Genomic DNA, 18,036 nt, shown 5'->3' with positions numbered 1-18,036 from the left:
CCGATACCGCCGCCCTTGTTTACAATGTCAGTCCGTGATTGCATTGGACATGCCGATCCGGCCCTGGAGGTTTCATGCTCTTGCTTCTCGCATTTCTGATCGGCGTCATCGCCGGCCTGCGCGCCATGACCGCACCGGCGGCCATCGCCTGGGCCGCAACGCTCGGATGGATCGATCTCTCCGGGTCCTGGGCATCCTTCATGGGCTCGATCTGGGCGGCCGGCATCCTCACCGTTCTCGCACTCGGCGAATATGTCACCGACCAGCTGCCGACAACGCCGAGCCGCAAGGTGCCGGTGCAGTTCGCCATCCGCGTCGTCGTCGGCGCGCTGTGCGGCGCGGTCATCGGAACGCCCTCCGGCGGCTGGCTGATCTGCCTCTTTGCCGGTCTTCTCGGCGCCATCGCCGGCACCCTCGGTGGGGCCGCGCTCCGGGGCCGTCTCGCGGCCAGCTTCGGCCGCGATCGGCCGGCAGCCTTTGTCGAGGACGCCATCGCCATCATCGGCGCATTTCTCATCATGAGCGCCCTGCCCGTCTCCGCCTCCATGCCGATTCCCGCATGAGGACGTTCGACGCGCTCATCATCGGTGCCGGTCAGGCCGGCCCGTCGCTCGCCGCCCGCCTGTCCGCCGCCGGCCGCACCGTCGCCATCATCGAGCGCAAGCATGTGGGCGGCACCTGCGTCAACACCGGCTGCAAGCCGACCAAGGCGCTCGTCGCCAGCGCGCACGCCGCCCATATCGCCCGGCGGGCTGCGGATTTCGGGGTTGTCGTCGGCGGCGGCGTGACGATCGACATGCCCTCCGTGTTTCGCCGGTCGCACAGGATCACGCTCGACAGCCGCGAGAGCAACGAGCGATGGCTGGAGGGGCTTGAAAACGTCACGCTGATCCGTGGCCATGCGCGCTTCGAGGACCGCACGACGGTACGTGTCGGCGAGGAGCGTCTGTCCGCGCCGCAGATCTTCATCAATGTCGGCGGCCGCGCCGCCATCCCGGATTTTCCTGGCATTCATGACGTCCCCGCCATGACCAACAGCGACATCGTCATGCTCGATCGGGTGCCGAAACACCTCGTCATCGTCGGCGGCAGCTATATCGGCCTGGAATTCGCGCAGATGTATCGCCGGTTCGGCGCCGCGGTCACCATTGTCGAGAAAGGGCCGCGACTCGTCGCGCGGGAAGACGAGGAGATATCGGACGCGATCCGAGCGGTGCTGGAGGGCGAGGGTATTGCGGTTCGGACGGCGGCGGAGTGCATCCGCTTCTCGCGCGACGGCGACGACGTGATCGTCGGCGTCAGCTGCACGAAGGGCGAGCCCGCCATTCGCGGCTCCGACATCCTGCTTGCGACCGGGCGCAAGCCCAATACGGACGATCTCGGGCTCGAAAGCGCAGGCGTCGCGCGGGATGAACGCGGCTACATCGTCGTGGATGACGCGCTTGCCACGACGGCACCCGGTATCTGGGCGATGGGCGACTGCAACGGCCGCGGCGCCTTCACCCATACCGCCTACAACGATTTCGAGATCATCGCGGCGAACCTGCTGGATGGCGAGGCCCGCAAGGTTTCCGACCGCGTGCCCGGTTACGCGCTCTACATCGACCCGCCGCTCGGCCGCGTCGGCATGAGCGAACGGGAGGCCCGCGCCTCCGGCAGGCGGATCCTCGTCGGACGTCTGCCGATGACGCGCGTCGGTCGGGCCGTCGAGAAAGGCGAAACGCAGGGGCTGATGAAGATCGTCGCCGATGCGGACACGCGCGAGATCATCGGCGCGGCCATTCTCGGCACGGGTGGCGACGAGGCCATTCATGGCGTGCTCGCCATGATGAATGTCGGCGCCCGGTACGACGATCTGCGCTGGGCCGTGCCAATCCATCCCACCGTTTCGGAATTCTGGCCGACCCTCGTTCTCGGCATGACGCCCGTCGATGCCGCCTCATAGAAAAAGGCCCCCGGCTTTATCCGGGGACCTTTCTTCATGATTTGGCAGAAGCGATTCGCTTGTCAGAACTCTTCCCAGTTGTCCTGTGCCGCGGCGGCGGCAGGTGCGGCGCTGGCGGACCCGCCGGAGAAGGCACGAGCGAGCGTGTTCGCCATCTTTCGGGCCGGTGACGCAACGGGCGCGGCCCGCGTGACGGAAGCCAGTGCGGGCCGGCTCGGCGTCTTGACGCGGGGGGCCGGATTCGACGGCGCTGCCGGCGCGTAGGATGCCGCAGGCGCGTAGCTGGCCGCGGAGGCACCGCCGAACTGGAAGCGGGCCACGAGATCCTTCAGCCGGGCAGCTTCGGCGGCAAGCGTGGCACCGGCCGCATTGGCTTCTTCCACCATCGCCGCATTCTGCTGCGTCACCTGATCCATCTGGTTGACGGCCGTGTTCACCTCGGCAAGGCCGACCGACTGTTCGCGCGAGGACGTCGCGATGGCGTCCATGTGCTGGTTGATGGTGACGATGTAGGTTTCGATCGTCTTCAGCGCCTCGCCCGTCTGGCTGACGAGCTGGACGCCGCTTTGCACTTCACCTGAGGAATTGCGGATCAGGTCCTTGATTTCCTTCGCAGCCTTGGCCGAGCGCTGGGCGAGTTCACGCACTTCCTGGGCGACCACGGCGAAACCCTTGCCGGCTTCGCCGGCACGCGCCGCTTCCACGCCGGCATTGAGCGCCAGCAGGTTGGTCTGGAAGGCGATCTCGTCGATCACGCCGATGATGGAGGAGATCTGGTTGGACGACTGCTCGATCTTGCTCATCGCATCAACCGCGCTGGTCACGACCGCGCCGGACTGGCGGGCGCTGTCATTGGCCTGCACGGCGACTGTGCGGGCTTCTTCGGCACGCTTCGAGGAACTCGCGACATTGGCGGTGATTTCATCGAGGGCGGCGGCGGTCTCCTCGAGCGAGGCTGCCTGCTGCTCCGTCCGGCGCGACAGGTCGTCGGCGCTCTGGCTGATCTCGCGCGATCCGCTGTCGATCGAGCCCGTGGCGTCCGCGACCGCGCTCAGCGTGTCGCGCAGCTGCTCGACGGCGCGGTTGAAGTCCGTGCGCAGCGTTTCGAAATCATCGGCAAAGCGCTCGGTGAGCTGGAAGCTCAGATCGCCGGAGGCCAGATGCGTCAGACCCTTGGCGAGACCGCTGGTCGCCTGCGCCATCGCTTCGGCACGCTCGTGCTCCCGTTCCGCCTGGCGGCGACGCTCGCCTTCGCTCATCGAGCGCTGCTCGACGGCCTCCGCCTCCAGCGTCCGCGCCTTCAGGCCGTTCTCCTTGAACACCTCGACAGCACGCGCCATGCCACCCACTTCGTCGCGGCGATCCGTGCCGATGATTTCGGCGTCGAGGTCGCCGGTCGCCAGCCGCTGCATGACGCTGCCGAGCGCATCGATCGGCTGGACGAGCCAGGCGCGGATGGCGAAAAATGCCGCGAAGATGACGGCCAGCGTTCCCATCACGACCAGCGCAATCGTCAGCCAGTAGGTTTGGATGGATTCGGTCGTCAACACGTCGCTTTTGGTATTCGCGATGACAAGGAGCTCGTTCGTTTCCTCCGCCATGGCCTGACTCATCGGGGCGAACTGCATTTCGCATTCCCGCAGGAAGGCGCCCTGCGCGCTCAGGCGCTCCTGGGAGCCCCGTGCGGCCGTGGCGCGCGTAAACGCGTTGCCGCAGGCTTCGTTGAGGACGGCAAGACCCTGGGTCTTCAGTTCGGTGATGCGCGTATTGTCGGGCGTCGCAGCCAATGCTGCATCCATTTCCGTGGCGAACTGTGTCTTGGCAGCCTGAAGCTCGGCCGATGCGCTCGCCTTGGCCGCCTCGCTGGTGACGATCATCAACGTGCCGGCCGCAGCCCGCGCGCTCTGGAATGCCTGATTGGCCAGAGCCAGTTCCGTCGCGGCCTTCGACTGCTGCATCAGCAGCGCCGAGTAGGCATCATCCGTCTTCATGATCCGATCGCCGGAATAGAACGCGACGCCCAGGGAAAAGAGCGCGAAAACGCCCATCAGGCTCAGGAATTTACCAATGATCGGAATGTGTTTCACGAGATGCCTCATACCGTACGCAACAACGAATGGCGGCACCATAAGGCGGGAATTTTAAGTGATGGTTTACGGGGGCGGTCGCATTCGCAATTGCGAAAAGAAAACCGCCGCAGCCGCGATCAGGGCGGCCGACGGTTCCCCTTTGAGCGGCCTCATGCGGCGAGCGGCTTTGCCTCCGTCTTCTCCTTCAGGCGCGCGGCATATTTCTGAGCGATCACCGCGCAGGCCATGAGCTGGACCTGGTGGAACAGCATCAGCGGCAGCACGATGGCGCCGACGGACGACGAGGCATTGCCGAAAATGGCATTGGCCATGGGCACGCCGCTGGCGAGCGACTTCTTCGATCCGCAGAAGGTGATGGTGATCTCGTCCTCTTTGGAAAAGCCGAGAAGGCGGCTGCCGAACATGGTGATGCAGAGAACGGTGGCCAGAAGCATCATGTCGACGAGGATGACGGCCGCGATGTCGCCGAGCGAGAAGGTGTGCCACAGCCCCTCCATCACGGCCTCGGAGAATGCGAGGTAGACGACCATCAGGATGGAGCCGCGATCGACGGGCATCAGCAGCTTCTTGCGCGAACGGATCCAGTTGCCGATCCAAGGCTGCAGGATCTGCCCGACGACGAAGGGCAGCATCAGCTGCAGAAGAATGCTCTGCAGCGCATCCCAGGAGAACCCGCCGCCGCCCGTGGTGGACAGCACGAGACCCGTCAGCAACGGGGTCAGGAACATGCCGAAAATATTGGAGCCGGAGGCAGAGACGATGGCTGCGGGAACGTTTCCCCCGGCCATCGATGTGAAGGCGATCGAGGACTGCACCGTCGAAGGCAGCACGCAGAGGAACAGGATGCCCGTATAGAGCGGCGCTGCGAGAACCGATGTCGGGATGAGGCCGATGGCGAGACCCAGAAGCGGGAAGATGCAGAACGTCGTCAGAAGGATCGTCAGGTGTAGCCGCCAGTGCAGCGCGCCTGCCACCACGGTATCGCGCGACAGGCGCGCGCCATGGAGGAAAAACAGAAGCCCGATCGCAATGTCCGTCGCGATGCCGAACACATCGGCATATGCGCCGTGGATCGGCAGGAACGACGCGAGAATGACGGTGCAGACGAGGAGGAGGGTGAAGGTATCGGGCAGATAGCGGCGCATGGTTGCGATCCCGTGGTAGCTCTTGGCGGCAGGTCTTGCCTTGAAGTTGGCTTGCGTCATCGCTTATCATGTTTCCAGATGCAAACACTAACAGTCATTATAAAACGAGATAACCGTGCTGAACCTGACACATCTCGCCAGCTTCGTCATGCTGGAGCAGACCGGCAGCTTTACGGAGACGGCGGTGCGTCTCGGTATCGGCCAATCCACGGTCACGCAGCATATCCAGAGGCTGGAAAAGGCGCTTGGGCGACAACTGGTGTTCCGCGACACGCATCAGGTGCGGCTGACCGCGGAGGGTGAAGCGCTCCTCGGCCACGCCCGTGGCATGCTCGACCTGAATGGCAAGGTGGCCGCCCTCTTCGGCGAGAACCGGTTGCGCGGCCGCCTGCGGCTCGGCGTGTCCGAGGATGTCGTGGCCAGCCGTCTGACGGCGATCCTTGCGGACTTCATCCGGCTCTATCCGCTGGTGGATCTGGAAATGACGGTCGCCCTCAGCGCGGTCCTGAACCAGATGCAGGATGCCGGCGATCTCGATCTGGTGCTTGCCAAACGGCATATCGGGGAGACGCACGGGCGGCTGCTCTACCGCGAACCGCTCGTCTGGCTCGCGCAGGATCCCGATCTGCTGCTCTCGCGCGGGAACGCCCTGCCTCTCATCGCCTTCCCCCCGCCCTCGATCACGCGTCGCATCGCGCAGGAAGCGCTCGACGCGGCGCACATGCCGTGGCGGATCGTCTGCACCTGCGGCAGCCTGAGCGGGCTGACCGCAGCGGCGCGCGCGGGCATGGGGTTTCTGGTCCAGCCGCGCAGCATGGCGCCGAGCGGCCTGCGCGAGGTCTCGGCAGACCGTTTGCCACCGCTTGCGGATGTCGAATTCGTGCTGGTGCAGAGACGTGGTGCAGACGCCGCGCTGGTCGATGCGCTGTCGACCCTCATCGTCGCACAGATCGCGCCGCACCATGCGTAAGTCATCTCACGCGCCGCCGCAGAGCGCGCAAAACGCAAAACGCCCGCGGCAATCGCGGGCGTGAGGCAGATCGTTGGCCGTTGTTCCGTGCAGCGTCCGCTGGCGCGGCAAGCCGAGACCGGAATTAGCGGACGGCAGCGCGGGCGACGCTGGTGATCTCGGAGCGGGAGATGCCGAGGTCGTTGAGTTCGCGCGTCGACATGCGGCCGAGTTCGGTCACCGTCTGACGGTACTTGCGCCAATTGTTGAAAGAGCGTGCTACGTTCATGATGATCCCCTTTCCAAGGTCTACAGCGCTGGCGAAACCCTTGTTTCGTCTCATCCGCTGTGTTGAGATCTTTATACGCGTGCACCGCAGCGTCGACCAGCGCGAAAGCCTCAGGTGACATATGCATGAGCCGCATGCCTCGGAGTCGCGCGGCATAACGGATCTGTAAGACTTATCTGATCTTGGCGCTCTCTTCCGACAGTTTGCGCGGCTCGACAACGCTCGCATACATGCCCGTCGTCCTGAATTCGGTCGGACTGGCACCGAAATGCCGGCGGAAGACCTTGGCGAAATAGTTCGGCTCCTCGAAACCCGACATCAGCGAAATCTCCTTTACCGAGAGATTGGCAGCCTGCGTCAGCAGCTTGGCGGCGCGCTGCAGCCGCTTGCGCAGCACGAACTCCGCTGGCGGCATGCCCTCGGTCGCGCTGAAGACGCGGGAGAAATGCGCCCGGCTCAGACCCGAAACACGCGCGAGGTCTTCCACCGGAAGCGGCTTCTCCAGATTGTCGGAGATGTGGGTCAGGACATGCTGCATGGTGCGATATTCCTGCCCGAACACCGGATGCGCCCCGAAGACGTCGTCATAAAGCGCCATCGCCGCCTCGTAGGCGATGGCCGAGGCCCGTCCCGGCATCTCGCCGCCGCCATGGATCAGCCGGTAGCTGCAGTCTGCAAGGTGCTCGATCGTTTCCGGCTGGAGCGAGAGGATCGGCCCATTGGCGGAGAGAATGGCCTGGTGCAGGCGCATCGCCTCCTCACCATTCATGGAAATCCAGAAAAACTCCCACCGCCCGCCCGGCTCCAGCCAGTAGCGATGATTGTCCGGCACGGTCACCAGCAGCGTTTCCCCGGGCATGACGCGGTAGGCTCGCCCGTCATAGCGCAGGTTGCCGGCGCCGGAGATGGTGTGCTGGAGGACGGTGAACGGCGTCTGTCCCCTCTTGCGCCCGTCCCAGTCGTAGTTGGGTTTTTCGCGGATCTCGTAGCCGGTGCTCGTCGGCATGGTGTGCAGCCGATGCCGCCCGCGCGGCAGGGAAACCGTCTTCATGCAGGGTCCGCTGGCCATCAGTCTTTGCAGCATAGAATTACCCATGAAAGCACAATCCCTCTCTATCACGTCTCGGTATTATACGCATAATGCCGTCCAAGGGAGCAATACCGGGAGAGTACAGAGCGCATCATGACAGCCGCACGCGGAGCCGGAAGGGCCTCCTGCATCGCCTGGACCGCGCGATTTTACCCGGCTCAACGACAAGACCCATTCGGAGGACACAGACCGCCATGAGCAGCTTCAAGATCGCCATCATCGGCGCTGGCAGCGTCGGCTTCACCAAGAAGCTTTTCACGGACATCCTGTCCGTACCGGAATTCGCCGAGATCGAGGTCGCGCTGACCGACATCAGCGAGCAGAACCTCTCGATGATCAAGACGATTCTTGACCGCATCGTCGAGTCCAATCGTCTGCCGACCAGGGTGACCGCGACGACCGATCGCCGCAAGGCGATCGAAGGCGCGCGCTATGTCATCAGCTGCGTCCGCGTCGGCGGGCTCGGCGCCTATGCGGACGATATCCGCATTCCGCTGAAATATGGCGTCGACCAGTGCGTCGGCGACACGATCTGCGCCGGCGGCATTCTCTACGGCCAGCGCAACATTCCCGTCATCCTCGACTTCTGCAAGGACATCCGCGCGCTTGCGGAGCCGGGCGCGAAATTCCTGAACTACGCCAACCCCATGGCCATGAACACTTGGGCGGCGATCGAATATGGCAAGGTGGACACGATCGGCCTCTGCCATGGCGTCCAGCATGGCGGCGAGCAGATCGCCGAGATCCTCGGCGCGAAAGACGGCGACCTCGACTTCATCTGCTCGGGCATCAACCACCAGACCTGGTTCACGGACGTTCGCCTGAAGGGCCGCAGGATCGGCAAGGACGAGCTGGTCGCCGCCTTCGAGGCGCATCCGGTGTTCTCGCAGCAGGAGAAGCTGCGCATCGACGTCCTCAAGCGCTTCGGCGTCTATTCCACCGAGAGCAACGGTCACCTGTCCGAATACCTGCCCTGGTATCGCAAGCGGCCGGAGGAAATCACCCGCTGGATCGACATGTCGGACTGGATCCATGGCGAGACCGGCGGCTATCTCCGCTATTCCACGGAAACGCGCAACTGGTTCGAAACGGAGTTTCCGCAGTTCCTGGAAAGCGCCGGCAAGCCGCTCGATCCGTCCCGGCGTTCAAACGAACATGCCAGCCACATTCTCGAAGCGCTGGAGACGGGCCGTGTCTATCGCGGGCATTTCAACGTCAAGAACAACGGCGTCATCACCAATCTTCCGGCCGATGCCATCATCGAATCCCCCGGCTTCGTCGATCGCTTCGGCGTCAACATGGTCGCCGGCATCACGTTGCCGGAGGCCTGCGCGGCAACCTGCATCGCGTCGATCAACGTCCAGCGCATGTCGGTCCACGCCGCGATCTCCGGCGACATCGACCTTCTGAAGCTTGCCGTTCTGCACGATCCGCTGGTCGGCGCGATCTGCACGCCGGACGAGGTCTGGCAGATGGTGGACGAGATGGTCGTCGCCCAGGCCGAATGGCTGCCGCAATATGCGCATGCCGTCCCGGAAGCCAGCGAACGCTTGAAACACGCCACTGTGAAGACCCGCGACTGGAAGGGCGTCGCCCGGCGCGAGGTTCGCTCCATCGAGGAGCTAAGAGCCGAGAAGGCCGACTTGCGCGCTGCGAGCTGAGACCGGCTCGAATCATCGGCCGGCCCGCATCTGGAGGAGAGGCGGACCGGCATGTTTCCGGAGGAGTGCCGCAGCCGGGGAAACCGGACGGCAAAGATTGAGGGAGAGACAGGACCATGACATCGAACCGCCATCTGAGGGCCGTTGCCGCGCTGATGCTCGGCGTATCCGCCTTCGCGATGACCGCCTCGGCCTCCGAGCCGACCGTCGCGCCGGAAGCGCCGCCCTTCCCCGGGCAAGGCAAAATCACCTATGTTCCGCGCGACTCGATCCTCGAGTTCAAGGCACTGCCGAAATACAGCGAGCCGGACTGGGTGACGGAAAAGTTCGTCGCGACAGGCAAGCTGCCGCCGGTGGAACAGCGCCTGCCGAAGGAGCCGCTGGTCTACAAGACGGGCAACATGCCGGACGGCATCGGCGTTTATGGCGATACGCTTCGCCACGTCATCGGCGGACGGCCGGAAGGCTGGAACTATTCCGCCGGGCAGACGCAGGGCTGGGGCGGCATCGACATCGCCATGTCGGAGTGCCTGACGCGCACTGCGCCGCTCTTTCAGGTCAAGGCTGATGACGTCGAGCCGTTGCCGAACCTCGCGCGGAGCTGGGAGTGGTCGCAGGACGGCCACAAGCTCACCATGCATCTGGTCGAGGGTGCGAAATGGTCGGACGGCGTCAATTTCACCTCCGACGACGTCATGTTTTATTGGAACGACAATGTGGTCGATCCGAATGTGACGCCGCTCAACGGCGCTTCGCCCGAGACGTTCGGCGAGGGCACGACGCTCAAAGCCGTCGATGCCTACACGGTCGAATGGACCTTCAAGGATGCCTTCCCGCGCCAGCACCTCTTCGCCATGGCCTATGGCACCTTCTGCCCGGGGCCGGCGCATATCCTGAAAACCAAGCATCCGAAATACAACAAGGACGTCACCTACGACCAGTACAAGAACGGCTTTCCCGCCCAGTACATGAACATCCCGGTCATGGGGGCCTGGGTTCCCGTTTCCTACCGGCCGGACGACATGATCGTGCTGCGCCGCAATCCGTATTACTGGAAGGTCGACGAAGCCGGTCACCAGCTGCCTTATGTCAACGAGCTGCACTACAAGCTTTCGACCTGGGCCGATCGCGACGTGCAGGCGATTGCCGGCTCCGGCGACTTCTCGAACCTCGAGCAGCCGGAGAACTTCGTCGAGAGCCTGAAGCGTGCCGCGCAGGAAAGCGCCCCTGCCCGCCTCGCTTTCGGCGCGCGCCTCATCGGCTACAATCTTCACATGAACTTCTCGGCCAATGGCTGGGGCGAGCCCGACGAGCGGGCCAAGGCCGTGCGTGCGCTCAACCGCAATCGCGACTTCCGCAAGGCGATCACCATGGCGGTCGATCGCAAGAAGATCGGCGACAGCCTCGTGAAGGGTCCTTTTACCTCGATCTATCCCGGCGGCATCTCCTCCGGCACGAGCTTCTACGACCGCCAGTCGACCGTCTACTATCCTTTCGACCTTGAGGGCGCCAAGGCACTTCTGGAGAAGATCGGCCTGAAGGACACGGACGGCAACGGCTTCGTCAATTTTCCCGCAGGAACGGCCGGTGGCGACGATGTGCAGATCGTGCTGCTCTCGACCTCCGATTACGGCACGGACCGCAATCTGGCCGAAGGCGTGATCGGGCAGATGGAGCAGCTGGGAATCAAGGTGACGCTCAACTCGCTCGACGGCGTCAAGCGCGATGCGGCCCGCGATGCCGGACGGTTCGACTGGACGCTCCTGCGGCACGGATCGGAGATCTCCTCCGTCGTCCAGAACACGCCGCAGCTCGCCCCGACCGGGCCGCGCACCAGCTGGCACCATCGTGCCGGGCCTGACGGCACGATGGACCTGATGCCGTTCGAGACGGAGATGGTCGCGACCGTCAACAGCTTCATCGCATCCAACGACAATGCCGAGCGGCAGGACCTGATGAAGAAATACCAGAAGATCGCGACCGAGAACGTCGATACGGTCGGCCTGACCGAGTATCCGGGCGCGCTCATCATCAATAAGCGCTTTTCCAACATTCCCCCGGGCGCGCCGATCTACATGTTCAACTGGGCAGAGGACACGATCCTGCGCGAACGCGTTTTCGTCAGCGCCGACAAGCAGGGCGATTACGAGCTCTTTAAGCAGCAGCTGCCCGGCAAGCCCGGAGACCCCGGCCCGATCAACTGATCGTGGTCCGGCCCGATCAGCGGATCGGGGCGGGGCCTTTTGACATCACCGCCGCCGGGCGTTCCGGCGGCAGAGAAAAATGACCGACCGGGCGCATGGCAGGGTCGCGCCCGGCGGCCGGTTTTCCAAAGGATACGACATGCTCAGGTTTTTGCTTGTGCGGATCGCCTCCGCGCTGCCGGTGCTCTTCGTCCTGAGCGTCGTCACCTTCGCCATCATCCAGGCGCCACCCGGCGACTACAGCGACTATATCCGTTCGCAGGCGATCAATCAGGGCGGCGCCTCCTTCGAGGAGGCCGACGCGCAGGCGCAGGCCTACAAGATCGCGAACGGCCTCGATAAACCGCTGCCCCTTCAATACGTCAACTGGATCACGGGCATCGTCACGCGCGGCGATTTCGGCCACAGCCTGTTCTACAACAAGCCGGTGTCCGAGGTGGTGGGCGAACGCCTGCCCCGCACGCTGGCGCTGGCACTCGTCTGCCACATCCTCGCATCCGTCATCGGCATCACCTTCGGCATCCTCGCGGCGACCCGGCAATATACCTGGGTGGATACGCTGCTCTCCGGCATCTCGTTTCTCGGCATGACCGTGCCGCGCTTCCTGATGGCGCTGATCATCGTCTATATCATGGTGTTTCACTTCAATGTCAGCGACATCGGCTCGTTCCAGTCGGCCCGCTACGGCGGCGCGCCCTGGTCCTGGGACAAGTTCGTCGACCTCCTGAAGCACGTCTGGCCGGTCATCGCCATCGCGACCTTCGGGGGCCTTGCCTATAATATGCGGGTCATGCGCGGCAATCTGCTCGATACGCTGAATGCGCAATATGTCGAGACCGCCCGCGCCAAGGGCCTGTCGGAGCGCAAGGTGATCCTGCGCCATGCCGTGCCGAACGCGTTGCATCCGCTGGTCATGTATCAGGGCGTCGTCCTGCCCTACATGCTGACCGGCGAGATCGAGACGGCCATCATCTTCGCTCTGCCGACCGTCGGTCCGGCCATCGTCGGCTCCATGGCCGTCGGCGACGTCTACGTCACCGCCACCTTCATGCTCGTGCTCTCGGCCACCCTGATCGTCGGCAATATCATCGCCGATCTCCTGCTCGCAGCCCTCGACCCCCGCGTCCGCCAGATGGGAGGGGCCACCGCATGAGTTTCGAAACCCAGGCCACCCTGCCGATCGCGACCTCCGCCGCGGAACAGCACCAGACCGAACCCCGGATGAGCGAACGCCATCGCAACGAGAGCTATCTGTCGCTCGTCTGGCGGCGGCTGAAGAAATCCTGGACGGGCATGCTCGGTCTGATCCTCGTCTGCCTGCTGCTCGTCTCGGCGGTCTTTGCGGATTTCCTGTCGCCGGTCGATCCCAAGGCGACGAATATCGGCTTCTCGCCGCCGCAACTGCCGAGCTTCACCGACAAAGACGGCAACTTCGTCTTCCCCCCGCGGGTCTACCCGGTGCGGGAAACAGCGGACCTCGATCCGGTCACGTTCCAGCCGATCATCGGCCCGGATTACGACAACCCGCAGATCATCGGGCTCTTCGTCAAGGGCGCGCCGTACCGCCTGCTCGGCCTCATTCCGCTCGATCGGCACCTGATCGGGACGCAGGACGGCTCGCCGATCCATTTTCTGGGAACCGACAAGTTCGGGCGGGACGTCCTCTCCCGCATGCTCTACGGCTCCCGCATCTCGCTGTCCATTGCGCTAACGGTCGTGTTCATCGTCACCGTCGTGGGCACCACGGTCGGCATGGTCTCGGGTTATTTCGGCGGCCGCTTCGATGCCTGGACGCAGCGCTTCGTCGAACTGGTGCTCGCCTTTCCGCAGCTGCCGCTCTACCTCGCGCTGACCTCGCTGATCCCGGTCACAGCGCCCACGCATGTGTTCCTCGTCTTCGTGGTCGGCGTCATATCGGCACTCGGCTGGGCGCAGATGTCGCGGGAAGTGCGGGGCAAGACGCTGGCGCTGGCGCGGATCGACTATGTCCGTGCCGCCATCGCCGTCGGTGCCAGCGACCGGCGCATCATCCTGCAGCACATCTTTCCCAACGTCATGAGTCATGTGATCGTCGCGGTCACGCTGGCCATTCCGAGCGTGGTGCTTCTGGAGTCCTTCCTCGGGTTCCTCGGTTTCGCGGTCAAGCCGCCGCTGATCTCTTGGGGGCTGATGCTGCAGGATACCTCGACCTATTCCGTCATCGGGTCCTATCCCTGGATCCTGTCGCCCGTCGGCATCGTCCTCATCACCGTCTTCGCGTTCAATGCGCTCGGAGACGGCTTGCGCGATGCCATCGACCCCTATTGAGAGGAGCGAGACCATGACGACCTCAGACATCTCCGTCACGGCCCCCGTCGAGCGCTGCGACCTTGCGCAGCACACGGACGCGCCGATCATCGATGCCCGCAACGTTGCCGTCGATTTCAAGGTGGAACACGGCATCGTCAGCGCCGTAAAGGACGTGTCCTTCCAGCTCCACCGTGGCGAGACCATCGCCATCGTCGGGGAGAGCGGGTCCGGCAAGTCCGTCACCGCCCGCACCATCATGGGTCTGCTTTCGAAACGCGCGGTGACCAGCCCTCGCTCCACCATCGCCTACAAGGGCGAAGACGTGCTGAAATTCTCGGAAAACCGCCGGCGGAAACTGCGCGGCGACCGGATCTCCATGATCTTCCAGGAGCCGATGAGCTCGCTCAATCCGGTCTACACGATCGGCGCCCAGATTGCCGAAGCCATCCTCGTCCACCGCCGCATGAGCCGGAAGGCGGCCATGGCGGAAGCACTCGACCTTCTGCGCCACGTCCAGATCCCCGAGCCGGAAGCGCGGCTGAACCAGTATCCGCACCAGCTTTCCGGAGGTCAGCGCCAGCGCGTCATGATCGCCATGGCCCTCTCCAACAAGCCGGACGTGCTGATCGCCGACGAACCGACGACGGCGCTCGACGTGACAGTGCAGGCGCAGATCCTCAACCTGATCCGCTCTTTGCAGCGCGAAATGAACATGGCCGTGATCCTGATCACCCACGACCTCACCGTCGTCAGGCAGTTTTCGGACTATGTCTACGTGATGAGCGCCGGCCAGGTTCGAGAGCACAACACCACCGAGGCCTTGTTCGCGGATCCGCGCCATCCCTATACCGCCAAATTGCTCGCCTCCGAGCCGCGCGGCACGGTCAAGCCCATCGCCGAGACTGCGCCCGTGATCCTCGAAGGCCGCAACGTTCGCGTCGCCTTCACGCTCAAATCCGGCGGTTTCTTCAAGCCGGTCTTCAGCGAGCTTCTCGCCGTCAACGATCTGAGCCTCACGCTGAAACGCGGCGAGACGCTGGGCATCGTCGGCGAAAGCGGCTCCGGCAAAACGACCTTCGGGCAGGCGCTCATCCGGCTCCTGAACCCCGAGAGCGGCGAGATCACGTTCGACGGCGAGGCGATCCAGTCCTACGGCCGCACCGAGATGCGGCCGCTGCGCGCCCGCATGCAGATCGTCTTCCAAGACCCGTTCTCCTCGCTCAACCCGCGCATGTCGGTCGGCCAGATCATCGAGGAAGGCCTGATCGTCAACCGTCTCGGCGCCACGCGCGACGAGCGGCTGGGGCGGATCTACGACGCGCTGGCCAGCGCCGGCATGCCGGGCAATATCCTCGGGCGGTTCCCACACGAGTTCTCCGGCGGCCAGCGCCAGCGCATCGCGATCGCCCGCGCCATCGCGCTGGAGCCGGAGTTCATTCTTCTCGACGAGCCGACCTCGGCGCTCGATCTCTCGGTCCAGGCCCAGATCATCGACCTCCTGCGCAAGCTGCAGGACGAGCGCGGCCTGTCCTATCTCTTCATTTCCCACGACCTGAAGGTGGTGCGCGCGCTCTGCCACCGGGTCGCGGTGATGCAGAGAGGAAAGATCGTCGAGGAAGGCCCCGTCGCCGATGTCCTGTCCAACCCCAAGACCGACTACACCGAACGGCTCGTCCGAGCCGCCTTCAACGTTGCAGCCTGAGCAGAAAGAGGCCCCCATGACCAGACAACCCAAGATCACCTTCATCGGCGCGGGATCGACCACGTTCATGAAGAACATCATCGGCGACATCCTTCAGCGCCCGGCTCTCTCCGGCGCGAAGATCGCGCTGATGGATATCAACGCGGAACGGCTGGCAGAAAGCGAGGTCATCGTCCGCAAGCTGATCTCGTCGCTCGGCGCGAAGGCCACCATCGAGATGCATTCGAGCCAGAAGCGCGCGCTCGACGGTGCCAACTTCGTGGTTGTCGCCTTTCAGATCGGCGGTTACGAGCCCTGCACGGTCACCGATTTCGAGGTGCCGAAGAAATACGGCCTGCGTCAGACGATCGCCGACACGCTCGGCGTCGGCGGGATCATGCGGGGCCTGCGCACCGTGCCGCATCTCTGGTCGATCTGCGAGGACATGATGCAGGTCTGCCCGGAGGCGATCCTGCTGCAATACGTCAACCCGATGGCCATCAACACGTGGGCGATCGCCGAGAAATATCCGAAGATCAAGCAGGTCGGCCTGTGCCACTCCGTGCAGGGGACCGCAATGGAACTCGCAGAGGATCTCGATATCCCCTACGAGGAGATCCGCTACACCTCGGCCGGCATCAATCACATGGCCTTCTACCTGAAGTTCGAGCACAGGCAGTCCGACGGCTCCTACAAGGATCTCTACCCGGACCTCCTGCGCGGCTACCGCGAAGGCCGTGCACCCAAGCCGACCTGGAACCCGCGCTGCCCGAATAAGGTGCGCTACGAAATGCTCACGCGTCTCGGCTACTTCGTCACAGAGAGCTCGGAACACTTCGCCGAATACACGCCCTACTTCATCAAGGAGGGTCGCGAGGACCTGATCGAAAAGTTCGGCATCCCGCTCGATGAGTACCCCAAGCGGTGCGTCGAGCAGATCGAGCGCTGGAAGGGCCAAGCCGCGGCCTACATCTCCGCCGACAAGATCGAGGTGAAGAAATCCAAGGAATATGCGTCTTCGATCGTCAATTCCGTCTGGACCGGCGAGCCGTCGGTGATCTACGGCAACCAGCGCAACAATGGCTGCATCACCTCGCTGCCCGACAATTGCGCCGCCGAGGTGCCCTGCCTGGTCGATGAGAACGGCATCCACCCGACCTTCGTCGGGGCGCTGCCGCCGCAGCTGACCGCCCTGATGCGCACCAACATCAATGTGCAGGAACTCACCGTTCAAGCGCTGATGACGGAGAACCGCGAACATCTCTATCACGCCGCCATGATGGATCCGCACACGGCTGCCGAGCTCGATCTCGACCAGATCTGGTCTCTCGTGGACGATCTGCTGATCGCGCATGACACGTGGATTCCGCAGTGGGCGCGCATCGAAAAGAAGGTCCGCGCCGCTTGACCGGACAGACATCGCGCGCGACCTGCCTCCCGGGTCGAGACGACATCGTCGCCGCCGCGCGGACGGACCGGATGGCCTCCTGCCATTCGGTCCGTTGAAGGAGAGAGAGGCCGCTGACAACCGCCTCCGTCCCAAAAGAAGAAGCACCGGAGCCTCGCCACGGGCTCCGGCGCTTCGACATTCGACGTTTCTGGTCGTTATCGGATACGCTTGCCGTCTTCCGCAAACAGCAGCGCCCGCGTCGGGTCGAAGCCCGCCTTCAGCACATGGCCCGCCGAAAGGCTGCGGCCGTTGCGGGTGGTGACGACGATGGTTTCGCCGGAGGTCGAGCGTCCATAGGCGAAGGTCTCGCCGCCCAGATGCTCGAACATGTCGATGGTGATCGACAGGCTGTCCTCGCCGGTATCGGTGAAATGCTCCGGCCGGATACCGAGGCGGATCGGTGTGCCGGCAGACGGCAACGGACCCTGCAGGGGCACGGCGATTTCCTTGTCGGCGAAGCCGTCGAGCGTGACGACGGCGGAGGTGCCGCTGGCGCCGATCACCCGGCCGGCAAAGACGTTCATGCGTGGGGAGCCGATGAAGCCGGCAACGAAGAGGTTTGCGGGATCGTCATAGAGATCGAGCGGCGCGCCGACCTGCTCCACGATGCCGGCCCGCAGGACCACGATCTTGTCGGCGAGCGTCATCGCTTCGACCTGATCGTGGGTGACGTAGACGATGGTGGCGTTCAGCTCCTTGTGCAGCCGGGCGATCTCGACACGCATATGGACACGCAATTCCGCATCGAGGTTCGACAGGGGCTCGTCAAAGAGGAAGACGTCCGGCTCGCGCACGATGGCGCGGCCGATGGCGACGCGTTGCCGCTGCCCGCCGGAGAGCGCCTTCGGCTTGCGGTCCATTAGAGGTCCAAGTTCGAGAATCTTTGCGGCCGCGTCCACGCGGCGCGCGATTTCCGCCTTGTCTTGGCCCGCAAACCGCAGGGCGAAGCCCATGTTCTCGCGCACCGTCATATGCGGATAGAGCGCGTAGGACTGGAACACCATGGCGATTCCGCGCTTCGAGGGATCGACATCGTTCATCACCTGCCCGCCAATTTCCAGCGTGCCGGAGGTGATGTCCTCCAGCCCGGCGATCATGCGCAGCAGCGTGGACTTGCCGCAGCCGGACGGTCCGACGAAAACGACGAACTCGCCCGATTTGATGTCGAGATCGACACCCTTGATGACGTCGAGCGCGCCGAAGGTCTTGCGGATGTCGGTGAGGGTGACGTCGGCCATTCCGG

At 64.0% G+C, this 18,036-nt stretch carries 14 protein-coding genes; 9 read left to right on the top strand and 5 right to left on the bottom strand.

Going from position 1 to position 18,036, the window contains the following annotated elements:
* Positions 1–74 precede the first annotated feature (74 nt).
* Both LRX75_RS01475 and LRX75_RS01470 read left to right on the top strand, forming a co-directional pair.
* A complete protein-coding gene (locus LRX75_RS01475) occupies positions 75–563 on the top strand; it encodes a DUF4126 family protein (protein ID WP_231811432.1) in 489 nt (162 codons plus the stop codon).
* Complete coding sequence (locus LRX75_RS01470) at positions 560–1,945, top strand: FAD-containing oxidoreductase (protein ID WP_231811431.1); 1,386 nt, start codon at positions 560–562, stop codon at positions 1,943–1,945. Before LRX75_RS01475 ends, LRX75_RS01470 begins: the two co-directional genes overlap by 4 nt.
* A 62-nt stretch (positions 1,946–2,007) precedes the next feature.
* Here LRX75_RS01470 and LRX75_RS01465 read toward each other — a convergent pair whose 3' ends face one another.
* Entirely contained in the window at positions 2,008–4,032 is a 2,025-nt protein-coding gene (locus LRX75_RS01465) for a methyl-accepting chemotaxis protein (RefSeq protein WP_231811430.1), read from the bottom strand.
* A gap of 152 nt (positions 4,033–4,184) precedes the next feature.
* Positions 4,185–5,240 (bottom strand): bile acid:sodium symporter family protein, encoded by a 1,056-nt coding sequence (locus LRX75_RS01460; RefSeq protein ID WP_231811429.1) that lies wholly within the window; start codon positions 5,238–5,240, stop codon positions 4,185–4,187.
* A 55-nt stretch (positions 5,241–5,295) separates the two neighbouring features.
* On the opposite strand from LRX75_RS01460, the gene LRX75_RS01455 reads away from it, so the two are divergent.
* Positions 5,296–6,150: a LysR substrate-binding domain-containing protein gene (locus LRX75_RS01455; protein WP_231811428.1), complete on the top strand. Its 855-nt coding sequence runs from the start codon at positions 5,296–5,298 to the stop codon at positions 6,148–6,150.
* Positions 6,151–6,274: 124 nt separating this feature from the next.
* Here LRX75_RS01455 and LRX75_RS01450 read toward each other — a convergent pair whose 3' ends face one another.
* Positions 6,275–6,418, bottom strand: coding sequence for a DUF1127 domain-containing protein (locus LRX75_RS01450; protein ID WP_113151528.1), 144 nt, complete (start codon positions 6,416–6,418; stop codon positions 6,275–6,277).
* A 172-nt stretch (positions 6,419–6,590) separates the two neighbouring features.
* Complete coding sequence (locus LRX75_RS01445; protein ID WP_231811427.1) at positions 6,591–7,514, bottom strand: AraC family transcriptional regulator; 924 nt, start codon at positions 7,512–7,514, stop codon at positions 6,591–6,593.
* Positions 7,515–7,702: 188 nt separating this feature from the next.
* Here LRX75_RS01445 and melA (LRX75_RS01440) point away from each other — a divergent pair, with 188 nt between their 5' ends.
* The 6 genes from melA (LRX75_RS01440) to melA (LRX75_RS01415) all read left to right on the top strand — a co-directional run bounded on the left by melA (LRX75_RS01440) (position 7,703) and on the right by melA (LRX75_RS01415) (position 16,751).
* The gene (gene melA, locus LRX75_RS01440) at positions 7,703–9,169 is read left to right on the top strand and encodes an alpha-glucosidase/alpha-galactosidase (protein WP_231811426.1); all 1,467 of its coding nucleotides are present in this window, start codon (positions 7,703–7,705) and stop codon (positions 9,167–9,169) included.
* 116 nt (positions 9,170–9,285) lie between these two features.
* The gene (locus LRX75_RS01435) at positions 9,286–11,373 is read left to right on the top strand and encodes an ABC transporter substrate-binding protein (RefSeq protein WP_231811425.1); all 2,088 of its coding nucleotides are present in this window, start codon (positions 9,286–9,288) and stop codon (positions 11,371–11,373) included.
* 139 nt (positions 11,374–11,512) lie between these two features.
* A complete protein-coding gene (locus LRX75_RS01430) occupies positions 11,513–12,526 on the top strand; it encodes an ABC transporter permease (RefSeq protein WP_231811424.1) in 1,014 nt (337 codons plus the stop codon).
* Positions 12,527–12,594: 68 nt separating this feature from the next.
* Positions 12,595–13,680: an ABC transporter permease gene (locus tag LRX75_RS01425; RefSeq protein ID WP_420851139.1), complete on the top strand. Its 1,086-nt coding sequence runs from the start codon at positions 12,595–12,597 to the stop codon at positions 13,678–13,680.
* A gap of 13 nt (positions 13,681–13,693) precedes the next feature.
* Positions 13,694–15,364 carry an ABC transporter ATP-binding protein gene (locus tag LRX75_RS01420; RefSeq protein ID WP_231811422.1) on the top strand — a complete coding sequence of 557 codons (1,671 nt, stop codon included), beginning with the start codon at positions 13,694–13,696 and terminating at the stop codon, positions 15,362–15,364.
* Positions 15,365–15,380: 16 nt separating this feature from the next.
* Positions 15,381–16,751 carry an alpha-glucosidase/alpha-galactosidase gene (gene melA / locus LRX75_RS01415; protein WP_231811421.1) on the top strand — a complete coding sequence of 457 codons (1,371 nt, stop codon included), beginning with the start codon at positions 15,381–15,383 and terminating at the stop codon, positions 16,749–16,751.
* A 197-nt stretch (positions 16,752–16,948) separates the two neighbouring features.
* Here the strand turns inward: melA (LRX75_RS01415) and LRX75_RS01410 are convergent, their stop codons facing one another.
* Positions 16,949–18,031, bottom strand: a complete 1,083-nt coding sequence (locus LRX75_RS01410) for an ABC transporter ATP-binding protein (protein ID WP_231811420.1) — start codon at positions 18,029–18,031, stop codon at positions 16,949–16,951.
* Positions 18,032–18,036 lie beyond the last annotated feature (5 nt).

The sequence above is a fragment of the Rhizobium quercicola genome (assembly GCF_021168455.1).
Taxonomy (GTDB): domain Bacteria; phylum Pseudomonadota; class Alphaproteobacteria; order Rhizobiales; family Rhizobiaceae; genus Ferranicluibacter; species Ferranicluibacter quercicola.
Note: the sequence above shows the minus strand (reverse complement) of the source record. Positions and strands in the feature narration are given on the sequence as shown.

Excerpts from the sequence above, each read along its gene's own strand:
- LRX75_RS01420 (WP_231811422.1), top strand. The coding sequence starts at position 13,694 with ATGACGACCTCAGACATCTCCGTCACGGCCCCCGTCGAGCGCTGCGAC.
- LRX75_RS01425 (WP_420851139.1), top strand. The coding sequence starts at position 12,595 with ATGAGCGAACGCCATCGCAACGAGAGCTATCTGTCGCTCGTCTGGCGG.
- LRX75_RS01450 (WP_113151528.1), bottom strand. The coding sequence starts at position 6,418 with ATGAACGTAGCACGCTCTTTCAACAATTGGCGCAAGTACCGTCAGACG.
- LRX75_RS01475 (WP_231811432.1), top strand. The coding sequence starts at position 75 with ATGCTCTTGCTTCTCGCATTTCTGATCGGCGTCATCGCCGGCCTGCGC.
- LRX75_RS01410 (WP_231811420.1), bottom strand. The coding sequence starts at position 18,031 with ATGGCCGACGTCACCCTCACCGACATCCGCAAGACCTTCGGCGCGCTC.
- LRX75_RS01430 (WP_231811424.1), top strand. The coding sequence starts at position 11,513 with ATGCTCAGGTTTTTGCTTGTGCGGATCGCCTCCGCGCTGCCGGTGCTC.
- LRX75_RS01435 (WP_231811425.1), top strand. The coding sequence starts at position 9,286 with ATGACATCGAACCGCCATCTGAGGGCCGTTGCCGCGCTGATGCTCGGC.
- melA (WP_231811421.1), top strand. The coding sequence starts at position 15,381 with ATGACCAGACAACCCAAGATCACCTTCATCGGCGCGGGATCGACCACG.
- melA (WP_231811426.1), top strand. The coding sequence starts at position 7,703 with ATGAGCAGCTTCAAGATCGCCATCATCGGCGCTGGCAGCGTCGGCTTC.
- LRX75_RS01460 (WP_231811429.1), bottom strand. The coding sequence starts at position 5,240 with ATGACGCAAGCCAACTTCAAGGCAAGACCTGCCGCCAAGAGCTACCAC.
- LRX75_RS01470 (WP_231811431.1), top strand. The coding sequence starts at position 560 with ATGAGGACGTTCGACGCGCTCATCATCGGTGCCGGTCAGGCCGGCCCG.
- LRX75_RS01445 (WP_231811427.1), bottom strand. The coding sequence starts at position 7,514 with ATGGGTAATTCTATGCTGCAAAGACTGATGGCCAGCGGACCCTGCATG.